Annotated in this window: 15 protein-coding genes; 10 read left to right on the top strand and 5 right to left on the bottom strand. The window is 63.6% G+C overall.

The window, feature by feature from the left end:
* Positions 1 to 92: 92 nt before the first annotated feature.
* The 8 genes from BUQ73_RS08825 to BUQ73_RS08790 all read left to right on the top strand — a co-directional run bounded on the left by BUQ73_RS08825 (position 93) and on the right by BUQ73_RS08790 (position 5,803).
* On the top strand, positions 93 to 875 hold the full coding sequence (locus BUQ73_RS08825; protein WP_079227490.1) for a YqcI/YcgG family protein: 783 nt from the start codon (positions 93 to 95) through the stop codon (positions 873 to 875).
* Positions 876 to 877: 2 nt separating this feature from the next.
* Positions 878 to 1,507, top strand: coding sequence for a LysE family translocator (locus BUQ73_RS08820; RefSeq protein ID WP_079227489.1), 630 nt, complete (start codon positions 878 to 880; stop codon positions 1,505 to 1,507).
* A gap of 34 nt (positions 1,508 to 1,541) precedes the next feature.
* Positions 1,542 to 2,636: a hypothetical protein gene (locus tag BUQ73_RS08815; protein WP_079227488.1), complete on the top strand. Its 1,095-nt coding sequence runs from the start codon at positions 1,542 to 1,544 to the stop codon at positions 2,634 to 2,636.
* 156 nt (positions 2,637 to 2,792) lie between these two features.
* Entirely contained in the window at positions 2,793 to 3,482 is a 690-nt protein-coding gene (locus tag BUQ73_RS08810) for a hypothetical protein (RefSeq protein WP_079227487.1), read from the top strand.
* Between the two features lie 176 nt (positions 3,483 to 3,658).
* Positions 3,659 to 4,360, top strand: a complete 702-nt coding sequence (locus tag BUQ73_RS08805) for an AzlC family ABC transporter permease (RefSeq protein ID WP_152031528.1) — start codon at positions 3,659 to 3,661, stop codon at positions 4,358 to 4,360.
* Entirely contained in the window at positions 4,357 to 4,671 is a 315-nt protein-coding gene (locus tag BUQ73_RS08800) for an AzlD domain-containing protein (protein WP_079227485.1), read from the top strand. The genes BUQ73_RS08805 and BUQ73_RS08800 overlap by 4 nt, the downstream gene beginning before the upstream one ends.
* Positions 4,668 to 5,501: an AraC family transcriptional regulator gene (locus BUQ73_RS08795; protein WP_079227484.1), complete on the top strand. Its 834-nt coding sequence runs from the start codon at positions 4,668 to 4,670 to the stop codon at positions 5,499 to 5,501. Before BUQ73_RS08800 ends, BUQ73_RS08795 begins: the two co-directional genes overlap by 4 nt.
* A gap of 74 nt (positions 5,502 to 5,575) precedes the next feature.
* The gene (locus tag BUQ73_RS08790; protein WP_027593874.1) at positions 5,576 to 5,803 is read left to right on the top strand and encodes a hypothetical protein; all 228 of its coding nucleotides are present in this window, start codon (positions 5,576 to 5,578) and stop codon (positions 5,801 to 5,803) included.
* A gap of 48 nt (positions 5,804 to 5,851) precedes the next feature.
* On the opposite strand, the gene BUQ73_RS08785 is transcribed toward BUQ73_RS08790, so the two are convergent.
* From BUQ73_RS08785 to BUQ73_RS08765, 5 genes are all read right to left on the bottom strand, one after another.
* A complete protein-coding gene (locus tag BUQ73_RS08785; RefSeq protein WP_079227483.1) occupies positions 5,852 to 6,340 on the bottom strand; it encodes a copper chaperone PCu(A)C in 489 nt (162 codons plus the stop codon).
* Complete coding sequence (locus tag BUQ73_RS08780) at positions 6,340 to 6,948, bottom strand: SCO family protein (RefSeq protein ID WP_060511040.1); 609 nt, start codon at positions 6,946 to 6,948, stop codon at positions 6,340 to 6,342. The genes BUQ73_RS08785 and BUQ73_RS08780 overlap by 1 nt, the downstream gene beginning before the upstream one ends.
* 363 nt (positions 6,949 to 7,311) lie before the next feature.
* The gene (gene nfuA / locus BUQ73_RS08775; protein WP_027919855.1) at positions 7,312 to 7,896 is read right to left on the bottom strand and encodes a Fe-S biogenesis protein NfuA; all 585 of its coding nucleotides are present in this window, start codon (positions 7,894 to 7,896) and stop codon (positions 7,312 to 7,314) included.
* 58 nt (positions 7,897 to 7,954) lie between these two features.
* On the bottom strand, positions 7,955 to 8,989 hold the full coding sequence (locus tag BUQ73_RS08770; protein ID WP_079227482.1) for an acyltransferase family protein: 1,035 nt from the start codon (positions 8,987 to 8,989) through the stop codon (positions 7,955 to 7,957).
* Between the two features lie 108 nt (positions 8,990 to 9,097).
* Positions 9,098 to 11,398: a fatty acid cis/trans isomerase gene (locus BUQ73_RS08765; RefSeq protein WP_079227481.1), complete on the bottom strand. Its 2,301-nt coding sequence runs from the start codon at positions 11,396 to 11,398 to the stop codon at positions 9,098 to 9,100.
* 180 nt (positions 11,399 to 11,578) lie between these two features.
* Here BUQ73_RS08765 and metH point away from each other — a divergent pair, with 180 nt between their 5' ends.
* Together metH and BUQ73_RS08750 are read left to right on the top strand one after the other, a co-directional pair.
* A complete protein-coding gene (gene metH, locus BUQ73_RS08755; protein ID WP_079227480.1) occupies positions 11,579 to 15,286 on the top strand; it encodes a methionine synthase in 3,708 nt (1,235 codons plus the stop codon).
* Positions 15,287 to 15,454: 168 nt separating this feature from the next.
* Positions 15,455 to 15,673 carry a DUF2970 domain-containing protein gene (locus BUQ73_RS08750; protein WP_027919851.1) on the top strand — a complete coding sequence of 73 codons (219 nt, stop codon included), beginning with the start codon at positions 15,455 to 15,457 and terminating at the stop codon, positions 15,671 to 15,673.
* Positions 15,674 to 15,754: the final 81 nt, after the last annotated feature.

Genomic DNA, 15,754 nt, shown 5'->3' with positions numbered 1-15,754 from the left:
TCTCAGAAAATGCAGGTAAATAACAAAGATAAGTAACCAACCTGCCTGCATATGAGTGGAACTCTCTCTTACTTGAATCTCCTGGGGAAATCATGTTTACGGTTTATGGAAACTGCTATCGCCTGGATGCGCTAGAGCTGGCCGATGAACATGTACGGAACTCTCAGCACTGGACGCACCAAACCATACAACATTTTCGCAGCGTACTCGCCAACCCCGACTTTCCTTGCCTGTTCGGGCGCAAAGCGGTAGCTGGCGCATCCTGCCACATCCTCTTCGCCCGTGCCGAGCAACTGGCCGATGATATCGCCCAGGGCCTGGCGGAGTATGTCCGCACCATTACTCCCGTGCCGATCAAGCAGCGCATCGGCAGCCCGCTGGTGGTGTTTCTCGAAACCGCCACCGACAGCAGCCTGGCCGAACAACAGGCACTGGCCTGGAAAGTACTGCGCGGGGTCCACGCCCGTGACCCGCATCCCTGGCCACAGGCGATCCCCACCGACCCGCACGACAACGCCTGGTCGTTCTGCTACGCCGGCATGCCGCTGTTCATCAACATGAACTTCCCCGGCCACCAGCAAATGAAAAGCCGCAACCTTGGCCCGCAGATCACGTTCGTCATCAACCCGCGGGAGAACTTCGACGAAGTGGCCAACGCCAGCACCGAAAGCGGGCAACGTATTCGCGCCCGCATTCGTGATCGTGTGCGCCATTACAACGACGGGGTCATGCCCGAAACCCTGGGCTTCTTTGGCCAGGACGACAACTTCGAATGGAAGCAGTACCAACTGCAGGAAGCCGGCTCGCTCAATCCGTCGCGCTGCCCCTTTCATGCCCACGCCCATGCGACACCTGACACTCTGATCGAGAACTGACCGTGAATACCGCACTGACACTGACTTACGCACTCACCGTCCTGCTGTTGATCGCCACCCCGGGCCCGGTGGTGGCGCTGATCGTCAACACCGCCGCAGCCTCCGGCTCGCGCAAGGCCATCTTCACCGCCGTCGGCACCAACTGGGCGTCACTGGTGCTGATCGGCGCCGCTGCGTGGGTCATCCTGACCAGTGCGGCCATCGACAAGGCCTGGCTCAGCGGCATGAGCCTGCTGGGCTGCCTGTTCATCGGCTACATCGCCGTCGGCACCTTGCGCGAGTGCCTGCAGGCACCTGCCGTCGAAGAGGCCGATATCCAGCCAGCCAAGGCCGGGCGCGGTGGTTTGTGGCAAGGCTTCATGGTGGGCATTTCCAACCCGAAGGACATCATCTTCTTCATCGCCTTCTTCCCGCAGTTCATCCAGATCACCGAATCGTTCGGCAAGAGCATGGTGGTGCTGTCGCTGTTGTGGGTGCTGATCGATTTCGCCGTGCTCAGTCTTTACATCTTCGCCATCGGCAAGATCACTTCGCAGCGCAGCAACCGCATGATTTCCCTGGCCTCGGGGGTCGTCCTGCTACTGATCGCCGCCGGTGGTCTGGCCTATAACCTCAAAGAACTGGCGGGCTGACAGCCCTGGCTAAGCCAGCCAAGAAGGAGCGCCCATGACACCGTCCGTAACCGCCACACACGTTCCGGGCCTCACTTCGCCACTGCACCTGGACTACCAGCGCTTTCTGCTGCTGGGCAACCGCCGCGCACCGCACACCCTGCATGTGCACGAGAGCGGTTACCGCTCGGGCACCATCAACACCGATGCACTCGGCCTGCGCTACAGCCATTGCGCCGGCAAGCGCTTCTCCGCCGCCGAACGCGGCGGTGCACCACGCATCAACCTGCTGGTCGGCGGTTCGACCGCCATGGGCATCGGTGCCAGCTCCGATGAACATACGGTGGCCTCGCACCTGTCGATGCTGACCGGTGAGGTATGGCTGAGCCTGGCCGGCTGCGGGCTCAACGCCAGCCAGGAACTGCTGATGTTCCTGACCCACCAGCACCGCTTCGGCGAAGTGGGCCATGTGGTGCTGCTCAGCGGCCTGAACACCTTGGCCCATGAAGCCCTCGGCGAAATCCTGGCCGGCCCGCATGACCCACAACAGGCCAAGGCGCACCAGGCTTACCTGAACAGTTTCAACGAGGGCATGCCGCCTGTTGGCCCGGCTCACCGGGCGTCGCTGTGGCAACGCCTGGGCCAGGCACTGGCACCGCGGCGCAACGAACCTGTCCCCGTCTGGCCGCTGTCCGCCCCGGAAAAACGCCTGGCTCGAGCGGCCGACAGCATCGGCCGCACCTTGCGCCAATGGGAGCGGATGCTGGCTGACAGCCACGCCACGTTGACCTTCATCCTTCAACCCTTGCTGCCCTGGTGCCGGGAAACCCTGCCAGCGGGCGAGCAAGCGATGCTGGCCGCACTGCAGCAGCAACCGACGAACTTCGATCGCCTGCTTGAAGGCGCATTCGACAGCCAACTGCACATGGCCTTCTTCCGCCGCATCAAGAGCCAGGCGGACCCCGTGCCCTGCTATGACATGAACAGCATGCTCAGCAGCTCGCCGGTATTCGGCGCCGACCTGTTCGTCGACCGCCTGCACCTGAACGACCTGGGCAACAATGCGCTGGCCAAGGTGATCACCGCCAAACTGGGGCTGGCCCAGGAACGACACGCTCAACGCAAGGTCACACCGATCAAGCTGGTCTGACAGCTGACCGTCGGGGTTTCGGTTTCAGCCCGCGCTTGGCTAGAATACCCCGTCGTTCCGATTCGCCCGAGGCGTACGCGCAGTTGTGATCAATCCTCAAGCCGTCCATTCCTGCCTGGCAGCCTGCCGGCCCCGTTCGTTGCTCGGGGCACGCCTGTGAGCCGTGTCGCGCTGGCACCGGCCCTCTTCATCGCGCTGGCACCGGCGGCCGTGAACGCGCTCGAAGTACGCATCGACCCACACGCCGATCTGCTTTACCGCCAGGCGCTGCCGCTGCTGGAGCAGGCCGACAACCAGGACGACAACAGCACGCTGCGCACGGCCATGGGTGGCGACCCGGAGCTCAATCGCCAGGGCCGGGCAATGGCGCAAACCTTGCCGACGGCGGTGGCCTTGCTGAAAAAATCGGTAGAACTTGGCCACCCAGTGGCTCAGTATCGCCTGGCGCTGTACTACACCACTTACCTGCCTGCAGCGCAGATCGCCGATGCCGCCTGCCCACTGCTGGAAGCCAGCCTGAATCAGGGTTTCGCACCACCGGCAACAGCGATTGCTGCCTGGTGCCCACCCTACAATGCCAGCCCGGCCTACCGCGAAGCCCTCGAAGCGGTCCCGAGCATGGCGACGCTGTACGCCCCCTACTACCCGCAGCCGGCCACACGCCTGGCTTGCAGCCGTAGCCACCCGCAGGGGTTGCAAATGCAATGGGGGCGCCAGCGCGACTACCAGGCCGAGGTCTACCGATTGCTGAGCAATCTTGATCCGCAGCATCGCCAGGCACTGCTGCAGAAGGCCGTGGACATCAATGGCTGCGTGGCGGCGCAGCATCGGTTGAGCAAGCGATAACCGCCTGCCCCGGCCCTTCGCGGCTGAAGCCGCTCCTACAGGTTGACACTATCCCCGTAGGAGCGGCTTCAGCCGCGAAGAGGCCGGGGCAGGCAGCAAACAAGCAAGATCGTTCAAGCCACCCGCCCCACAGCTCTGTCATGCTGCCCTACCTTGCAAACAGTGTCGCAGCCATCATGCCCAGCAGTCCCCCCGTCGCCCGCCAAGCCTTCCTGCACGGCGCCATTGCCATCCTGCCGCTGTCCCTGGCAGTCGCCCCCTGGGGCCTGCTCGCCGGCTCCATGGCCATCGAGGCCAACCTCAGCGCCTGGCAAGGCCAGGGCCTGTCGGCGATCGTCTTCGCCGGTGCCGCACAACTGGTGGCCATCGGCATGCTCAAGGGTGGGGCCAGCCTGCTTTCGATCCTGCTCACCACCCTGCTGCTGACGTCCCAGCACCTGCTCTATGGCCTGTCCATGCGCCCCGTGCTGTCGAACCAGCCGTTGCGCTGGCGGCTGGGACTGGGCTTTCTGCTCACCGACGAATTCTTCGCCCTCACCAGCCACTACGACCAGCAGCAGTTCAACCGCTGGTACGCACTCGGCGTGGGCCTGACCTTCTACATTGCCTGGAACCTGTTCACCCTGGCCGGCATCGTACTGGGCCAGAACATCCCGCACCTCGATCAACTGGGCCTGGACTTTTCCATCGTCGCTACCTTCGTCGCGCTGATTGCACCGCTGGTGCGCAACCTCGCCACCGTGGTGTGCGTGGCGGTGTCGCTGTTCTGCTCGGTACTGTTCAGCTATTGGCACTGGGAAACCGCACTGGTCGCTGCGGGCTTGCTGGGCATGGCCGCAGGCTTCTTCTGTCAGAAATTCACCGGAGGCCGCGCATGATCTGGCTATTGATCTTTGCCATGGGCGCCGTGGTATTCCTCAACCGCTACGCCTTCCTGGAGCCGCGCCTGCCCCTGCGCCTGAGCTCCAACGCCCGGCAGTTCCTCGGCTTTGCCGTGCCCGGCATGCTCACTGCGATCTGCGGGCCGATCATTTTCCTGCCTGGACACCAACTCGACCTGAGCCCGCTCAACCCCTACCTGCTCGGCGCGCTGGTTGCCATTGCGCTGGTACTGTTGACCCGCAGCGTATTGCTGAGCATGCTGGTGAGCATGTTGATCTTCTTCCTGCTGCGCAGCTGGCTGGCATGAGCACGCCCCTGCGCGAACAGACCCACCTCTGGCAGGCGCCGGCCCTCGGCGACGTCGAGATGCTGCACGCGCGCTACTTCCAGCAGCGCTTTGCCCCGCATGTGCATGAAGGCTACGTGTTCACCGTGATCGAGTCGGGCGCGCAGCGCTTCTGGCACCGCGGCAGCGAGCACTTGGCGCCGGTTGGCAGCATGGTGCTGATCAACCCGGACGAACTGCACACCGGCGCCACCGCCCACGAAGCCGGCTGGCGCTACCGGGGTTTCTATCCGGAGCATGAGCGGGTCACCGGCGTGCTGGATGAACTGGAACTGGGCCGCCACGGGATGCCGCGCTTCAACGACAGCGTGATCCAGGACCCAGCCCTGGCGCGGGCTTTCAGCCAACTGCACCAGCTGTCGGAAGCCGGTGCCAGCGCCCTGGAGCAACAGACCGCCTGGCGCCAGGCGGTACTGGCCCTGGTGCAGCGCCACGGCCACTGCCCTGAACCCACAGCCCCCGGCAATGAACCGCTGGCAGTGGCACGCGCGCGGGACCTGCTGGAAAGCCAGTTGGCGAACCCGCCGTCACTGGAAGCCTTGGCCGCTGCGGTCAACCTTTCGCCATTCCACTTTGCCCGGGTGTTCCGCCAGGCCACCGGCCTGCCGCCCCACGCCTGGCTGAAGCAACGGCGCTTGTCACGGGCAAGGGAGTTTCTGAAAAGCGGGTTGGCAGCCTCTGACGTGGCGTTTGCGCTGGGTTTTGCCGACCAGAGCCACTTGAGCAGGCAGTTCAAGCAGGCGTATGGCGTAACGCCGGGTGCCTACCGCAGCGCCTGCCTGCACAGCTAGTACCTGCGACCCCAGGCCTCAGGCAAGCCCTGCAGCCACTGCTACACTGACAGTGCAGAACGGAGGATCCTGCCATGTCCGAAAGAGAGCTCACCACCCTGATATCGCTGATGAACCAGCGCCAAGCCTGCCTGAGCAGTGCCTGCAAGGAAATTGCCGACTGGATCGACCGCCAGGGCGATGTGCCCGCTGCGGGCAAGATCCGCGCCAGCCTCAAGGCGCTGGAGGCCGATGAGGCCCAGGTCCGCAAGACGCTGACCTCGCTTACCCTCGACAGGCCGCTGCCACGCTTTCGCAGCTGAAGCGCGCAGCGCAATGATAAAGGGCCGCTGATGCGGCCCTTTCGATGGTCAGTGGTTCATGTGCATGTGATCGTGCCCGCCGCCGGCTTCGGCGTTGAGCGGGCGTACTTCTGCCTGCACCTCGACGGTTTCCTTGGCGCCCTTGGCATCTTCGATGGTCAGGGTCAGCGGTACCTTCTCGCCTTCCTTCACCTGCTGGGTCAGGCCCATCAGCATCACGTGGTAGCCATTGGGGTCCAGGCTCACCGGCTTGCCCGCAGGCAGTTCCACGGCCTTGACTTCCTTCATGCCCATCACGTCGCCGTTCATGGTCATCTCGTGCACCTGCACGGTCTTGGCCACCGGCGAAGCCACGCCGACCAGCTTGCTGTCGGTGCTGGCGGTCAAGGTCATGAAGGCGCCGGTAGACGGCTGGTGCGGCACGCTGGCGCGCACCCAGGCATCGCTCACGGTAGTCTGCGCCAGGGCTGGCAGGGCAAGGCTCAGCAGGGCAATGGCGGCCAGGCCGCGCTTGATTGGTTGCAGTGATACAGCCATTAGCAAATCTCCATCAGGGTAGCCAGGTCTTCAGCGCATTCCTTGGCATTCAGCGAATGGCCCAGGCTCAGGCGCAGGGTGCCACGTGTATCGTAGACGTAGCTGGTGGACGAGTGAGAGATGGTGTAGGTGTCACCGGCCGGGACTTTCTCGTAGAACACCTTGAATTCCTTGGCCACCGCGGCGATTTCTTCCGGGGTGCCGGTCAGGGCGGTGAACGACGGGTCGAAGGCCTTGACGTAGGCATCGAGTACTTCCGGGGTGTCGCGCTCCGGGTCCAGGGTGATGAACACCACCTGGAAGATCTCGCGGTCGCGGCCCCTGAGCAGCTTCTTGATCTGTGCCGCACGCGCCAGGGTAGTCGGGCAGACAGCCGGGCACTGGGTGAAACCGAAGAAGATCATCGGCATGCTGCCGTAGAAGCTCGACAAGGTGCGGACGTTGCCCTGGGGGTCCTTGAGGCTGAACTTGCGCCCAAGGATTTCGTTGCTCATGTTCTTGCCGTACTTGAACTCGAGCCCTCGGGCCGGGTTGCAACCTGCCAGCAGGCCGAGCCCCAGAACGCCCATCCCGGCGACAACCGCGCGCCGGGTAAACTGATCATTCATGAAACCATCCTTTAAAGGGAAGGTGCCGACCCTCGGGGCGGGCCGGCCGAAAAACCGGGGCATTCTGGCATGACACCCGGCGAGCTTCTACCCGACCAAGGCGGTGATGGCCCGCAGCCCTTTAAACACGGGCTGCGGCCTGTTGTCGCAGGGGTTGAATCCGTAACACTTTGTTGCTAGGCCTTGACCTGTCGCAGTCGTTGCAGGAGCGGCCTCGCCGGGGCGCCGGACCGGTCGGAAAGGGCTGCGCAGCAGCCCCGGGATGTCGGCGGCGAAGCGGATATTGCCGGGGCCGCCATGCGGCCCTTTCCGACCGGTCCGGCGCCCCGGCGAGGCCGCTCCTACACAGTGACCGCGTCTGGATCAGTAGTAGGCGTTCTCTTTCTGCGTGTGGTCAGTCACGTCGCGCACGCCCTTGAGCTCCGGAATGCGCTCGAGCAGGGTGCGCTCGATGCCTTCCTTGAGGGTCACGTCGGCCTGGCCGCAGCCCTGGCAGCCGCCACCGAACTGCAGCACGGCAATGCCGTCGTCGACCACGTCCACCAGGCTTACCTGGCCGCCGTGGCTGGCCAGGCCCGGGTTGATCTCGGTCTGCAGGTAGTAGTTGATACGCTCGTTGATCGGGCTGTCTTCATTGACCATCGGCACCTTGGCGTTCGGCGCCTTGATGGTCAGCTGGCCGCCCATGCGATCGGTGGCATAGTCGACCAGCGCATCTTCCAGGAACGGCACGCTGACCGCGTCAAGGTAGGCGGTAAAGCTCTTCAGGCCGACGGGTTCGTCGTCGGGCTTCTCTTCGCCCGGCTTGCAGTAGGCGATGCAGGTCTCGGCGTACTGGGTGCCCGGCTGGGTGATGAAAATACGGATGCCAATGCCAGGCGTGTTCTGCTTGGAGAGCAGATCAGCCAGGTAATCATGGGCGGCGTCAGTAATGGTTATAGCGCTCATGGAAGTTCCTCACAGACTTGCGGCCAAGTGTACGCCAACCTGGGCCTTGAACAAAGTCCTAGTATTTGACTCGGGAAAGCGCAAATTCCGGGGCTTGCCCCCGTGGCGCCGCCAGCCAGGCCTGCATCCGCCGGTACAGGCCACGCTCCAGCCACTGATAGCTGAACCACGACATTAGTCCAATGGACGGTACGCACAAGGCGAATACCAGGTACGGGTTAAGGCCCAGACGCTGGCTGGCAAACCAACCGGCGTACAGCACCAGCACGTGGATCAGGTACACCGAGTAGGAACAGTCACCCAGCGCCTTGAGCAGGCGATTGCCCTTGAAGTACGGCTCAAGGGCGATGAACGCCAGCACGACCATGGCGCTTGGCACGCCCCAGTGCAGCAGGCGTTGCGACGCGTCCAGGTGGTAGATCGCATAACCTGCCACGCCCAGCACGGCCAGCGGCAGCCACAGGCCTTCGCGGATCAGGCCGCGGCGATGCATCACGCCCAGGCCAATGCCCAGCAGGAACTCGTAGATGATGTCGTTGTTGTAGAAGCGGCTAAGCACGCCCATGCGCCCCAGCACTTCACTGACCAGCAGCAACGCAGCGGTCACCAGCAACAAGTGGTGGCGCTGGCGAACCAGGAAAGCCAGGCCGAACAACAGGTAGAAGAACATCTCGAAATTCAGCGTCCAGCCCACGTTCAGGGTCGGGTACAGGCCGTAGCCGCCTGGGTTTTCCGCGGGAATGAACAGCAGCGACAGCAACAGGTGATGCCAGTTGAAGGCCTGGTGCGGCATCCATTGGCTGAATGCCAGCAACAGCGCCGCCATCAGTGCGGTATAGAACCAGTAGGCCGGGATGATACGCAGTGCCCTGTTGAGCAGGAACTGGCGCGGCTCGATGGGTTTGTCACGGGTCGACAGGTAGATGACCAGCCCGCTGATGACGAAGAAGATGTCGACGCCTACAGCGCCGCGGTCGGTGAGCAGTTGGCCGATGGGGCCGGTGGCATGGAAGTCGAAGAAGATCTGCATGAAGTGGTGGCAGACCACCACCCAGGCGGCGAACGCCCGCAGTGCCTGAAGCGAATACAGCATGGAATACCCTGCGATTGCCGGTGCATTGAGGCCTCGGGGGCTATTTGCAGCCCCCGGACCACCCACCAGTTCCGACCGTAAGGTATTCGCAAAGGTCAACCGACCCGATCAGAGGTTCTCGTAGCGGTTCATGTCCAGCACCCCGGCCTCCACCGGCTCGGTCTCCTTGATGTAGGTGTTCAGGTCATGGAAGTAGCGCCAGAACTCAGGGTGGCTGCGGCGCACGCCCCAACGCATGACGATGCGCTCGAACTTCGCCGCGTCATCCTTGGCGTACTCCATATCCTCGACGAACTCCGGCACATCCTTGGCCGGGATGTTGAAGATGAAGTTCGGGTAGCTGCTGAGCACGCCCGGGTACAGGGTCAAGGTATCCAGACCAGGCTGGTAGCGGTACGCCTCACCCAGCAGGAACGCCACATTGCTGTGCGCGCGGTTGCGCAGCAGGCTGTAGACCTGGCGTTGGCCGCCCTCGCCTTCGATGCGCAGCATGGTCGCCTCGGGCAACTGGCTGATCACCTTCAGGCCGGCGGCCGGGCGCGACACCAGGCGGCTGAGCGACTGCTCGACATTACGGAACTCCTCGCTCATCTGCGGCCGCGAGCAGTACGCGCCGGTGCAGCGGTTGATCGGGTCGGGCGCCGCGTTCAGGCTGCCGGTGCGCTGCAGCAGTTTCAGGCCGAAGTCGCGCTTGGGGTCGCGCGGGTCGAGCTTGATACCGCTCGGGGTGTCGGTGTCGATGTCCTCGTAGTCCATCCACATCTTCACCTTGCCGCTGTTCTGGTACCAGCTACCGAGGATCTTGCCGCGCTGGTCGGCCGGCATCAGGCGCAGGAAGTTGACCTCGGCACCATTGCGGATCAGGTCGAAATACAGCCGCGTCTGCAACTGGTGCGAGACGTTGCCGTACACATCGAAGTTGACCGCCAGTTGGTAGTAGGTGCGCTCGAACAACGGGTAGTCGAACAGCCATACGGTCAACGGCACATCGCCGATCAGGCCCTTGGTCACCGAGGCGCTGTCGAAGTGGCGGAAGATGCTCAGCAGCGCGTTGTCGTTGCCGGCCCACAGAGTTGCCCAACCTGGCGCGGGCATTTCTGCGTAAGCCTCGCGGCGCAGTTTTTCGTACTCGTTGCGCTTGTCGCGGTAGGCATGCCACAGGTTCAGCACGCTGCCGACGTCATCGATCTGCCCGGGCATGGCCAGCAGCGGCGTGGCTTCGCCGCGGTACTTGGCATCGGTGATGTAGCGGTCGTGGGCCGGCTCCTGGAACAGCGCCCAGAAGTTGTCGCGGATCACGTCGGTGGCGATCTGCCCGCGGCACACCGGGCCACGGATGAAGGTGCGCACGAAGTATTCGGCGTTATCCAGCATGAACTGGTAGCGCGCCACCGCCGGGATCGCCTCGAAGGTTTCAAACGGGTTGGCCCGGTGGCGCGGGCCATAGCCTGGCAGCGCGGTGGCATGCCAGTCACCAGCGTAGAACAGCTGCTTGACGCGCTTGAGCTTCTGCGGCCCCATCGGATAGGTGATGTGGGTCTTGTGCACGATCACGCCTTGCACCGGGACCAAGCGGTAATAGAAGTCGGTACCCGGCGGGTCATTGGGGCGGCGCGTGGCGATGATGTCGACCGGCTTGCCGCTTGGCGTGCGCGAGCGTACCCACTGGAAGAAGTGGCCAGGCTCGCCACCGACAAAGTAGATGTGCGCCAGGAACAGGTGTTCATACAGCCAGCGGCCGACCAGCGCCTCAGTGGAACCTGGGCGGTTGAGCAGCTCTTCCCAGTCAGTGATCTGCCGGGCCTCGGCCGCGCTTGGCTGAATCGGCTGGTACTCGACCGGTGCGCCAGCAGCGAGCCAGCGGCGCATGGTGTCGTATTCCTTGTCGGTCAGCCCGGTCACCGCCAGCGGCATGCCCTCTTTGGGGTGGGCGCCGGCATAGGCGTCGAACTCTTCCGGCAACGGGCACATGTTGTTGCGGTTGAGCCCCAGGACGATCTCGTCGGGCAGCTTGGCGTTGGGCGTGAGCGGGGTCTTGTGCCCCAATTCGAGCATGCGCGCCATCAGCGCCGCCTGGCTGCCCTGGTTGTCGAGCACCGAATAGAAGCCCTTCTTGCGCCACTCATCTTCACTGTGGGCGTCGTAGAACAACCGCGTGGGGGGCACTGCCTTGCTTCGCTCGCCCTGGTACACCGGCACCTTGGTGGCGCCGCGCACCGCGCCCTCGGGGCTTTCCAGCTTGAGCTGGCAGGCGGCATCGTTGCAGGCGTGGCAGGCCACGCATTTCTCGGTGAAGATCGGCTGGATATCCCGGGTGTAGGAGATGACCGGGCTTGATTGTGGGGCTTGTCCGAACGCCACGCTGCTGATGAGCAGAGCGAAGACGCTGACAAGGATACGATGCACCATGTGCGGAAAGTCCTGAGAATTGAAAGCCATCACGATTTGCCTGGTCGTCCTTGGGTGCTCTGTTTGCATAACGCCAGCCCAACATGAGCAGAATTCATGCAAATGGGCAATGCGCCTAAAAACCGCGCAGCTTTGTTATGATTCGGCACCTTCTGATATTTGCCCGACCAGGTAGTTCCTATGTCCGACCGCAGCGCTCGTCTCCAAGCACTCCAGCACGCACTCAAAGAGCGCATCCTGATCCTCGACGGCGGCATGGGTACTATGATCCAAAGCTATCGCCTCGAGGAACACGACTATCGTGGCACGCGCTTCGCCGATTGGCCAAGCGACGTGAAAGGCAACAACGACCTGCTGCTGCTCAGCCGCCCGGACGTGATCGCCGCGATCGAGAAAGCCTACCTGGATGCCGGCGCCGACATCCTCGAAACCAACACCTTCAACGCCACCCAGATCTCCCAGGCCGACTACGGCATGGAGTCGCTGGTGTACGAGCTGAACGTCGAGGGTGCGCGCATCGCCCGTCAGGTGGCCGATGCCAAGACCCTGGAAACCCCGGACAAGCCGCGCTTCGTCGCCGGCGTGCTTGGCCCGACCAGCCGCACCTGCTCGATCTCCCCGGACGTCAACGACCCTGGCTACCGCAACGTCACCTTCGACGAACTGGTCGAGAACTACATCGAGGCCACCCGCGGCCTGATCGAGGGCGGCGCCGACCTGATCCTGATCGAGACCATCTTCGACACCCTCAACGCCAAGGCGGCGATCTTCGCCGTGCAACAGGTGTTCGAGGACGACGGCATCGAGCTGCCGATCATGATCTCCGGCACCATCACCGACGCTTCCGGCCGCACCCTGTCGGGCCAGACCACCGAAGCGTTCTGGAACTCGGTGCGCCATGCCAAGCCGATCTCCGTGGGCCTGAACTGCGCCCTTGGCGCCAAGGACCTGCGCCCGTACCTGGAAGAGCTGGCGACCAAGGCCGACACCCACGTGTCCGCCCACCCCAACGCAGGCCTGCCGAACGCCTTCGGTGAATACGACGAAACCCCGGCCGAAATGGCAGCGGTGGTCGAAGAGTTCGCCGCCAGCGGCTTCCTCAACATCATCGGCGGCTGCTGCGGCACCACCCCGGGCCACATCCAGGCCATCGCCGAGGCCGTGGCCAAGTACCGGCCGCGCGCGATTCCGGAAATCGCCAAGGCCTGCCGCCTGTCGGGCCTGGAGCCGTTCACCATCGACCGCCAGTCGCTGTTCGTCAACGTCGGTGAGCGCACCAACATCACCGGTTCCGCCAAGTTCGCCCGGCTGATCCGCGAAGAGAACTACACCGAAGCCCTGGAAGTCGCCCTGCAGCAGGTCGAAGCCGGCGCCCAGGTGATCGACATCAACATGGACGAAGGGATGCTCGACTCCCAGGCCGCCATGGTCCGCTTCCTCAACCTGATCGCCGGTGAGCCGGACATCTCCCGCGTGCCGATCATGATCGACTCGTCGAAATGGGAAGTGATCGAAGCGGGCCTGAAGTGCATCCAGGGCAAGGGCATCGTCAACTCGATCTCCATGAAGGAAGGCGTCGAGCAGTTCAAGCACCACGCCCGCCTGTGCAAGCGCTATGGCGCCGCCGTGGTGGTGATGGCCTTCGACGAAGTCGGCCAGGCCGATACCGCCGCGCGCAAGAAGGAAATCTGCAAGCGCAGCTACGACATCCTGGTCAACGAAGTCGGCTTCCCGCCGGAAGACATCATCTTCGACCCGAACATCTTCGCCGTCGCCACCGGCATCGAAGAGCACAACAACTACGCCGTCGATTTCATCGAGGCCTGTGCCTACATCCGTGACCACTTGCCCCACGCGCTGAGCTCGGGCGGTGTATCCAACGTGTCGTTCTCGTTCCGCGGCAACAACCCGGTGCGTGAGGCGATCCACTCGGTGTTCCTCTACCACGCGATCCAGAATGGCCTGACCATGGGCATCGTCAACGCCGGCCAGCTGGAGATCTACGACGAGATCCCGGCTGCGCTGCGCGAGAAGGTCGAGGACGTGGTGCTCAACCGCACCCCGCACGGCACCGACGCCCTGCTGGCGATTGCCGACGACTACAAGGGCGGTGGCGCGACCAAGGAAGTGGAAAACGAAGAGTGGCGCTCGCTGCCCGTTGCAAAGCGCCTGGAACACGCGCTGGTCAAAGGCATCACCGCCTTCATCGTCGAAGACACCGAAGAGTGCCGCCAGCAGTGCGCCCGCCCGATCGAGGTTATCGAAGGGCCGCTGATGAACGGCATGAACGTGGTCGGCGACCTGTTCGGCGCCGGCAAGATGTTCCTTCCGCAAGTGGTCAAGTCGGCCCGCGTGATGAAGCAGGCCGTGGCGCACCTGATCCCGTTCATCGAAGCCGAAAAAGGCGACAAGCCAGAAGCCAAGGGCAAGATCCTCATGGCCACGGTCAAGGGTGACGTGCACGACATCGGCAAGAACATCGTCGGTGTAGTGCTGGGCTGCAACGGCTACGACATCGTCGACCTTGGCGTGATGGTGCCGGCCGAGAAGATCCTGCAGACCGCCCGCGAACAGAAGTGCGACATCATCGGCCTGTCCGGCCTGATCACCCCATCGCTGGACGAGATGGTCCACGTCGCCCGCGAAATGCAGCGCCAGGACTTCCACCTGCCACTGATGATCGGCGGCGCCACCACCTCCAAGGCGCACACCGCGGTCAAGATCGAGCCCAAGTACAGCAACGACGCCGTGGTCTACGTCACCGACGCCTCCCGCGCCGTAGGTGTGGCTACCCAGCTGCTGTCGAAGGAGCTCAAACCTGGCTTCGTCGAGAAGACCCGCCTGGACTATGTGGAAGTGCGTGAGCGCACCGCCAACCGCAGCGCCCGCACCGAGCGCCTGAGCTACGCCCAGGCCATCGCCGCCAAGCCACAGTACGACTGGGCCGGCTACCAGCCAGCAGTGCCCTCCTTCACCGGAGTCAAGGTGCTGGAAGACATCGACCTGCGCACCTTGGCCGAGTACATCGACTGGACCCCGTTCTTCATCTCCTGGGACCTGGCCGGCAAGTTCCCGCGCATCCTCACCGACGAAGTGGTCGGCGAAGCGGCCACCGCGCTGTACAAGGATGCCCGCGAGATGCTCGACAAGCTGATCGGCGAGAAGCTGATCAGTGCCCGTGCGGTGTTCGGCTTCTGGCCGGCCAATCAGGTCGCCGATGACGACATCGAAGTCTACGGTGAGGACGGCCAGGCCCTGGCCACCCTGCACCACCTGCGCCAGCAGACCATCAAGCCCGATGGCAAGCCGAACCTGTCCCTGGCCGACTTTGTCGCGCCAAAAGCCAGCGGCGTCACCGACTACGTCGGCGGCTTCATCACCACCGCCGGCATCGGTGCCGAGGAAGTGGCCAAGGCGTACCAGGACAAGGGCGACGACTACAGCTCGATCATGGTCAAGGCGCTGGCCGACCGCCTGGCCGAGGCCTGCGCCGAATGGCTGCACGAGCAGGTGCGTAAAGAGCACTGGGGCTATGCCCGCGACGAGCACCTGGACAACGAGGCGCTGATCAAGGAGCAGTACAGCGGTATCCGCCCTGCCCCGGGCTACCCGGCGTGCCCGGACCACACCGAGAAAGAAACCCTGTTCCGCCTGCTCGATGGCACTGCCATCGGCGAAACCGGGCCGAGCGGCGTGTTCCTTACCGAGCATTTCGCGATGTTCCCGGCGGCGGCGGTCAGCGGCTGGTACTTCGCCCATCCGCAGGCGCAGTACTTTGCCGTGGGCAAGGTCGACAAGGACCAGATCGAGCGCTATAGCGCACGCAAGGGCCAGGAGATCAGCGTGAGCGAGCGCTGGTTGGCGCCTAACCTCGGGTACGACAGCTAAGTCGCACCTGCCTCTTCGCGGGCAAGCCCGCTCCCACAGGAATACCACCAGCCTGGAGACGGTGGAGATCCTGTGGGAGCGGGCTTGCCCGCGAAAGGATCGGCACAGGCAACCTCACTCACATTGCCTACACTGTCCCTGATTGCCTCTGATTCTTCAGGAGCCACCATGGACGATCCCAGCCAGGGCAAGCCCCCGACCTTCTGGCAGATGCTGCACAGCATCCTTGCCGCCGCCTTCGGCGTGCAGAGCGGCAAGAACCGCGCCCGCGACTTTACCCACGGCAAGGCCAGCCATTTCATCGCGCTGGGCACGCTGTTCACCCTGGTGTTCATAGCCGTGCTGATTGGCCTGGTGCAACTGGCGCTGCACCTCACGGCCCGCTGAACGCTCTGCCATAAAACGAAAACGCCTGCGGGAATCCATCCCGCAGGCGCTCTGGCTGCATCACGGTCTTGAGTTTCAAGT

This window comes from Pseudomonas putida, from assembly GCF_002025705.1.
Taxonomy (GTDB): domain Bacteria; phylum Pseudomonadota; class Gammaproteobacteria; order Pseudomonadales; family Pseudomonadaceae; genus Aquipseudomonas; species Aquipseudomonas putida_J.
Note: the sequence above shows the minus strand (reverse complement) of the source record. Positions and strands in the feature narration are given on the sequence as shown.

What these genes read in the sequence shown, in the direction of transcription:
- BUQ73_RS08765 (WP_079227481.1), bottom strand. Translation starts at nt 11,398, where the DNA reads ATGGTGCATCGTATCCTTGTCAGCGTCTTCGCTCTGCTCATCAGCAGC.
- BUQ73_RS08815 (WP_079227488.1), top strand. Translation starts at nt 1,542, where the DNA reads ATGACACCGTCCGTAACCGCCACACACGTTCCGGGCCTCACTTCGCCA.
- BUQ73_RS08785 (WP_079227483.1), bottom strand. Translation starts at nt 6,340, where the DNA reads ATGGCTGTATCACTGCAACCAATCAAGCGCGGCCTGGCCGCCATTGCC.
- BUQ73_RS08805 (WP_152031528.1), top strand. Translation starts at nt 3,659, where the DNA reads ATGCCCAGCAGTCCCCCCGTCGCCCGCCAAGCCTTCCTGCACGGCGCC.
- metH (WP_079227480.1), top strand. Translation starts at nt 11,579, where the DNA reads ATGTCCGACCGCAGCGCTCGTCTCCAAGCACTCCAGCACGCACTCAAA.
- BUQ73_RS08750 (WP_027919851.1), top strand. Translation starts at nt 15,455, where the DNA reads ATGGACGATCCCAGCCAGGGCAAGCCCCCGACCTTCTGGCAGATGCTG.
- BUQ73_RS08800 (WP_079227485.1), top strand. Translation starts at nt 4,357, where the DNA reads ATGATCTGGCTATTGATCTTTGCCATGGGCGCCGTGGTATTCCTCAAC.
- BUQ73_RS08795 (WP_079227484.1), top strand. Translation starts at nt 4,668, where the DNA reads ATGAGCACGCCCCTGCGCGAACAGACCCACCTCTGGCAGGCGCCGGCC.
- BUQ73_RS08790 (WP_027593874.1), top strand. Translation starts at nt 5,576, where the DNA reads ATGTCCGAAAGAGAGCTCACCACCCTGATATCGCTGATGAACCAGCGC.
- BUQ73_RS08770 (WP_079227482.1), bottom strand. Translation starts at nt 8,989, where the DNA reads ATGCTGTATTCGCTTCAGGCACTGCGGGCGTTCGCCGCCTGGGTGGTG.
- BUQ73_RS08825 (WP_079227490.1), top strand. Translation starts at nt 93, where the DNA reads ATGTTTACGGTTTATGGAAACTGCTATCGCCTGGATGCGCTAGAGCTG.
- BUQ73_RS08780 (WP_060511040.1), bottom strand. Translation starts at nt 6,948, where the DNA reads ATGAATGATCAGTTTACCCGGCGCGCGGTTGTCGCCGGGATGGGCGTT.
- nfuA (WP_027919855.1), bottom strand. Translation starts at nt 7,896, where the DNA reads ATGAGCGCTATAACCATTACTGACGCCGCCCATGATTACCTGGCTGAT.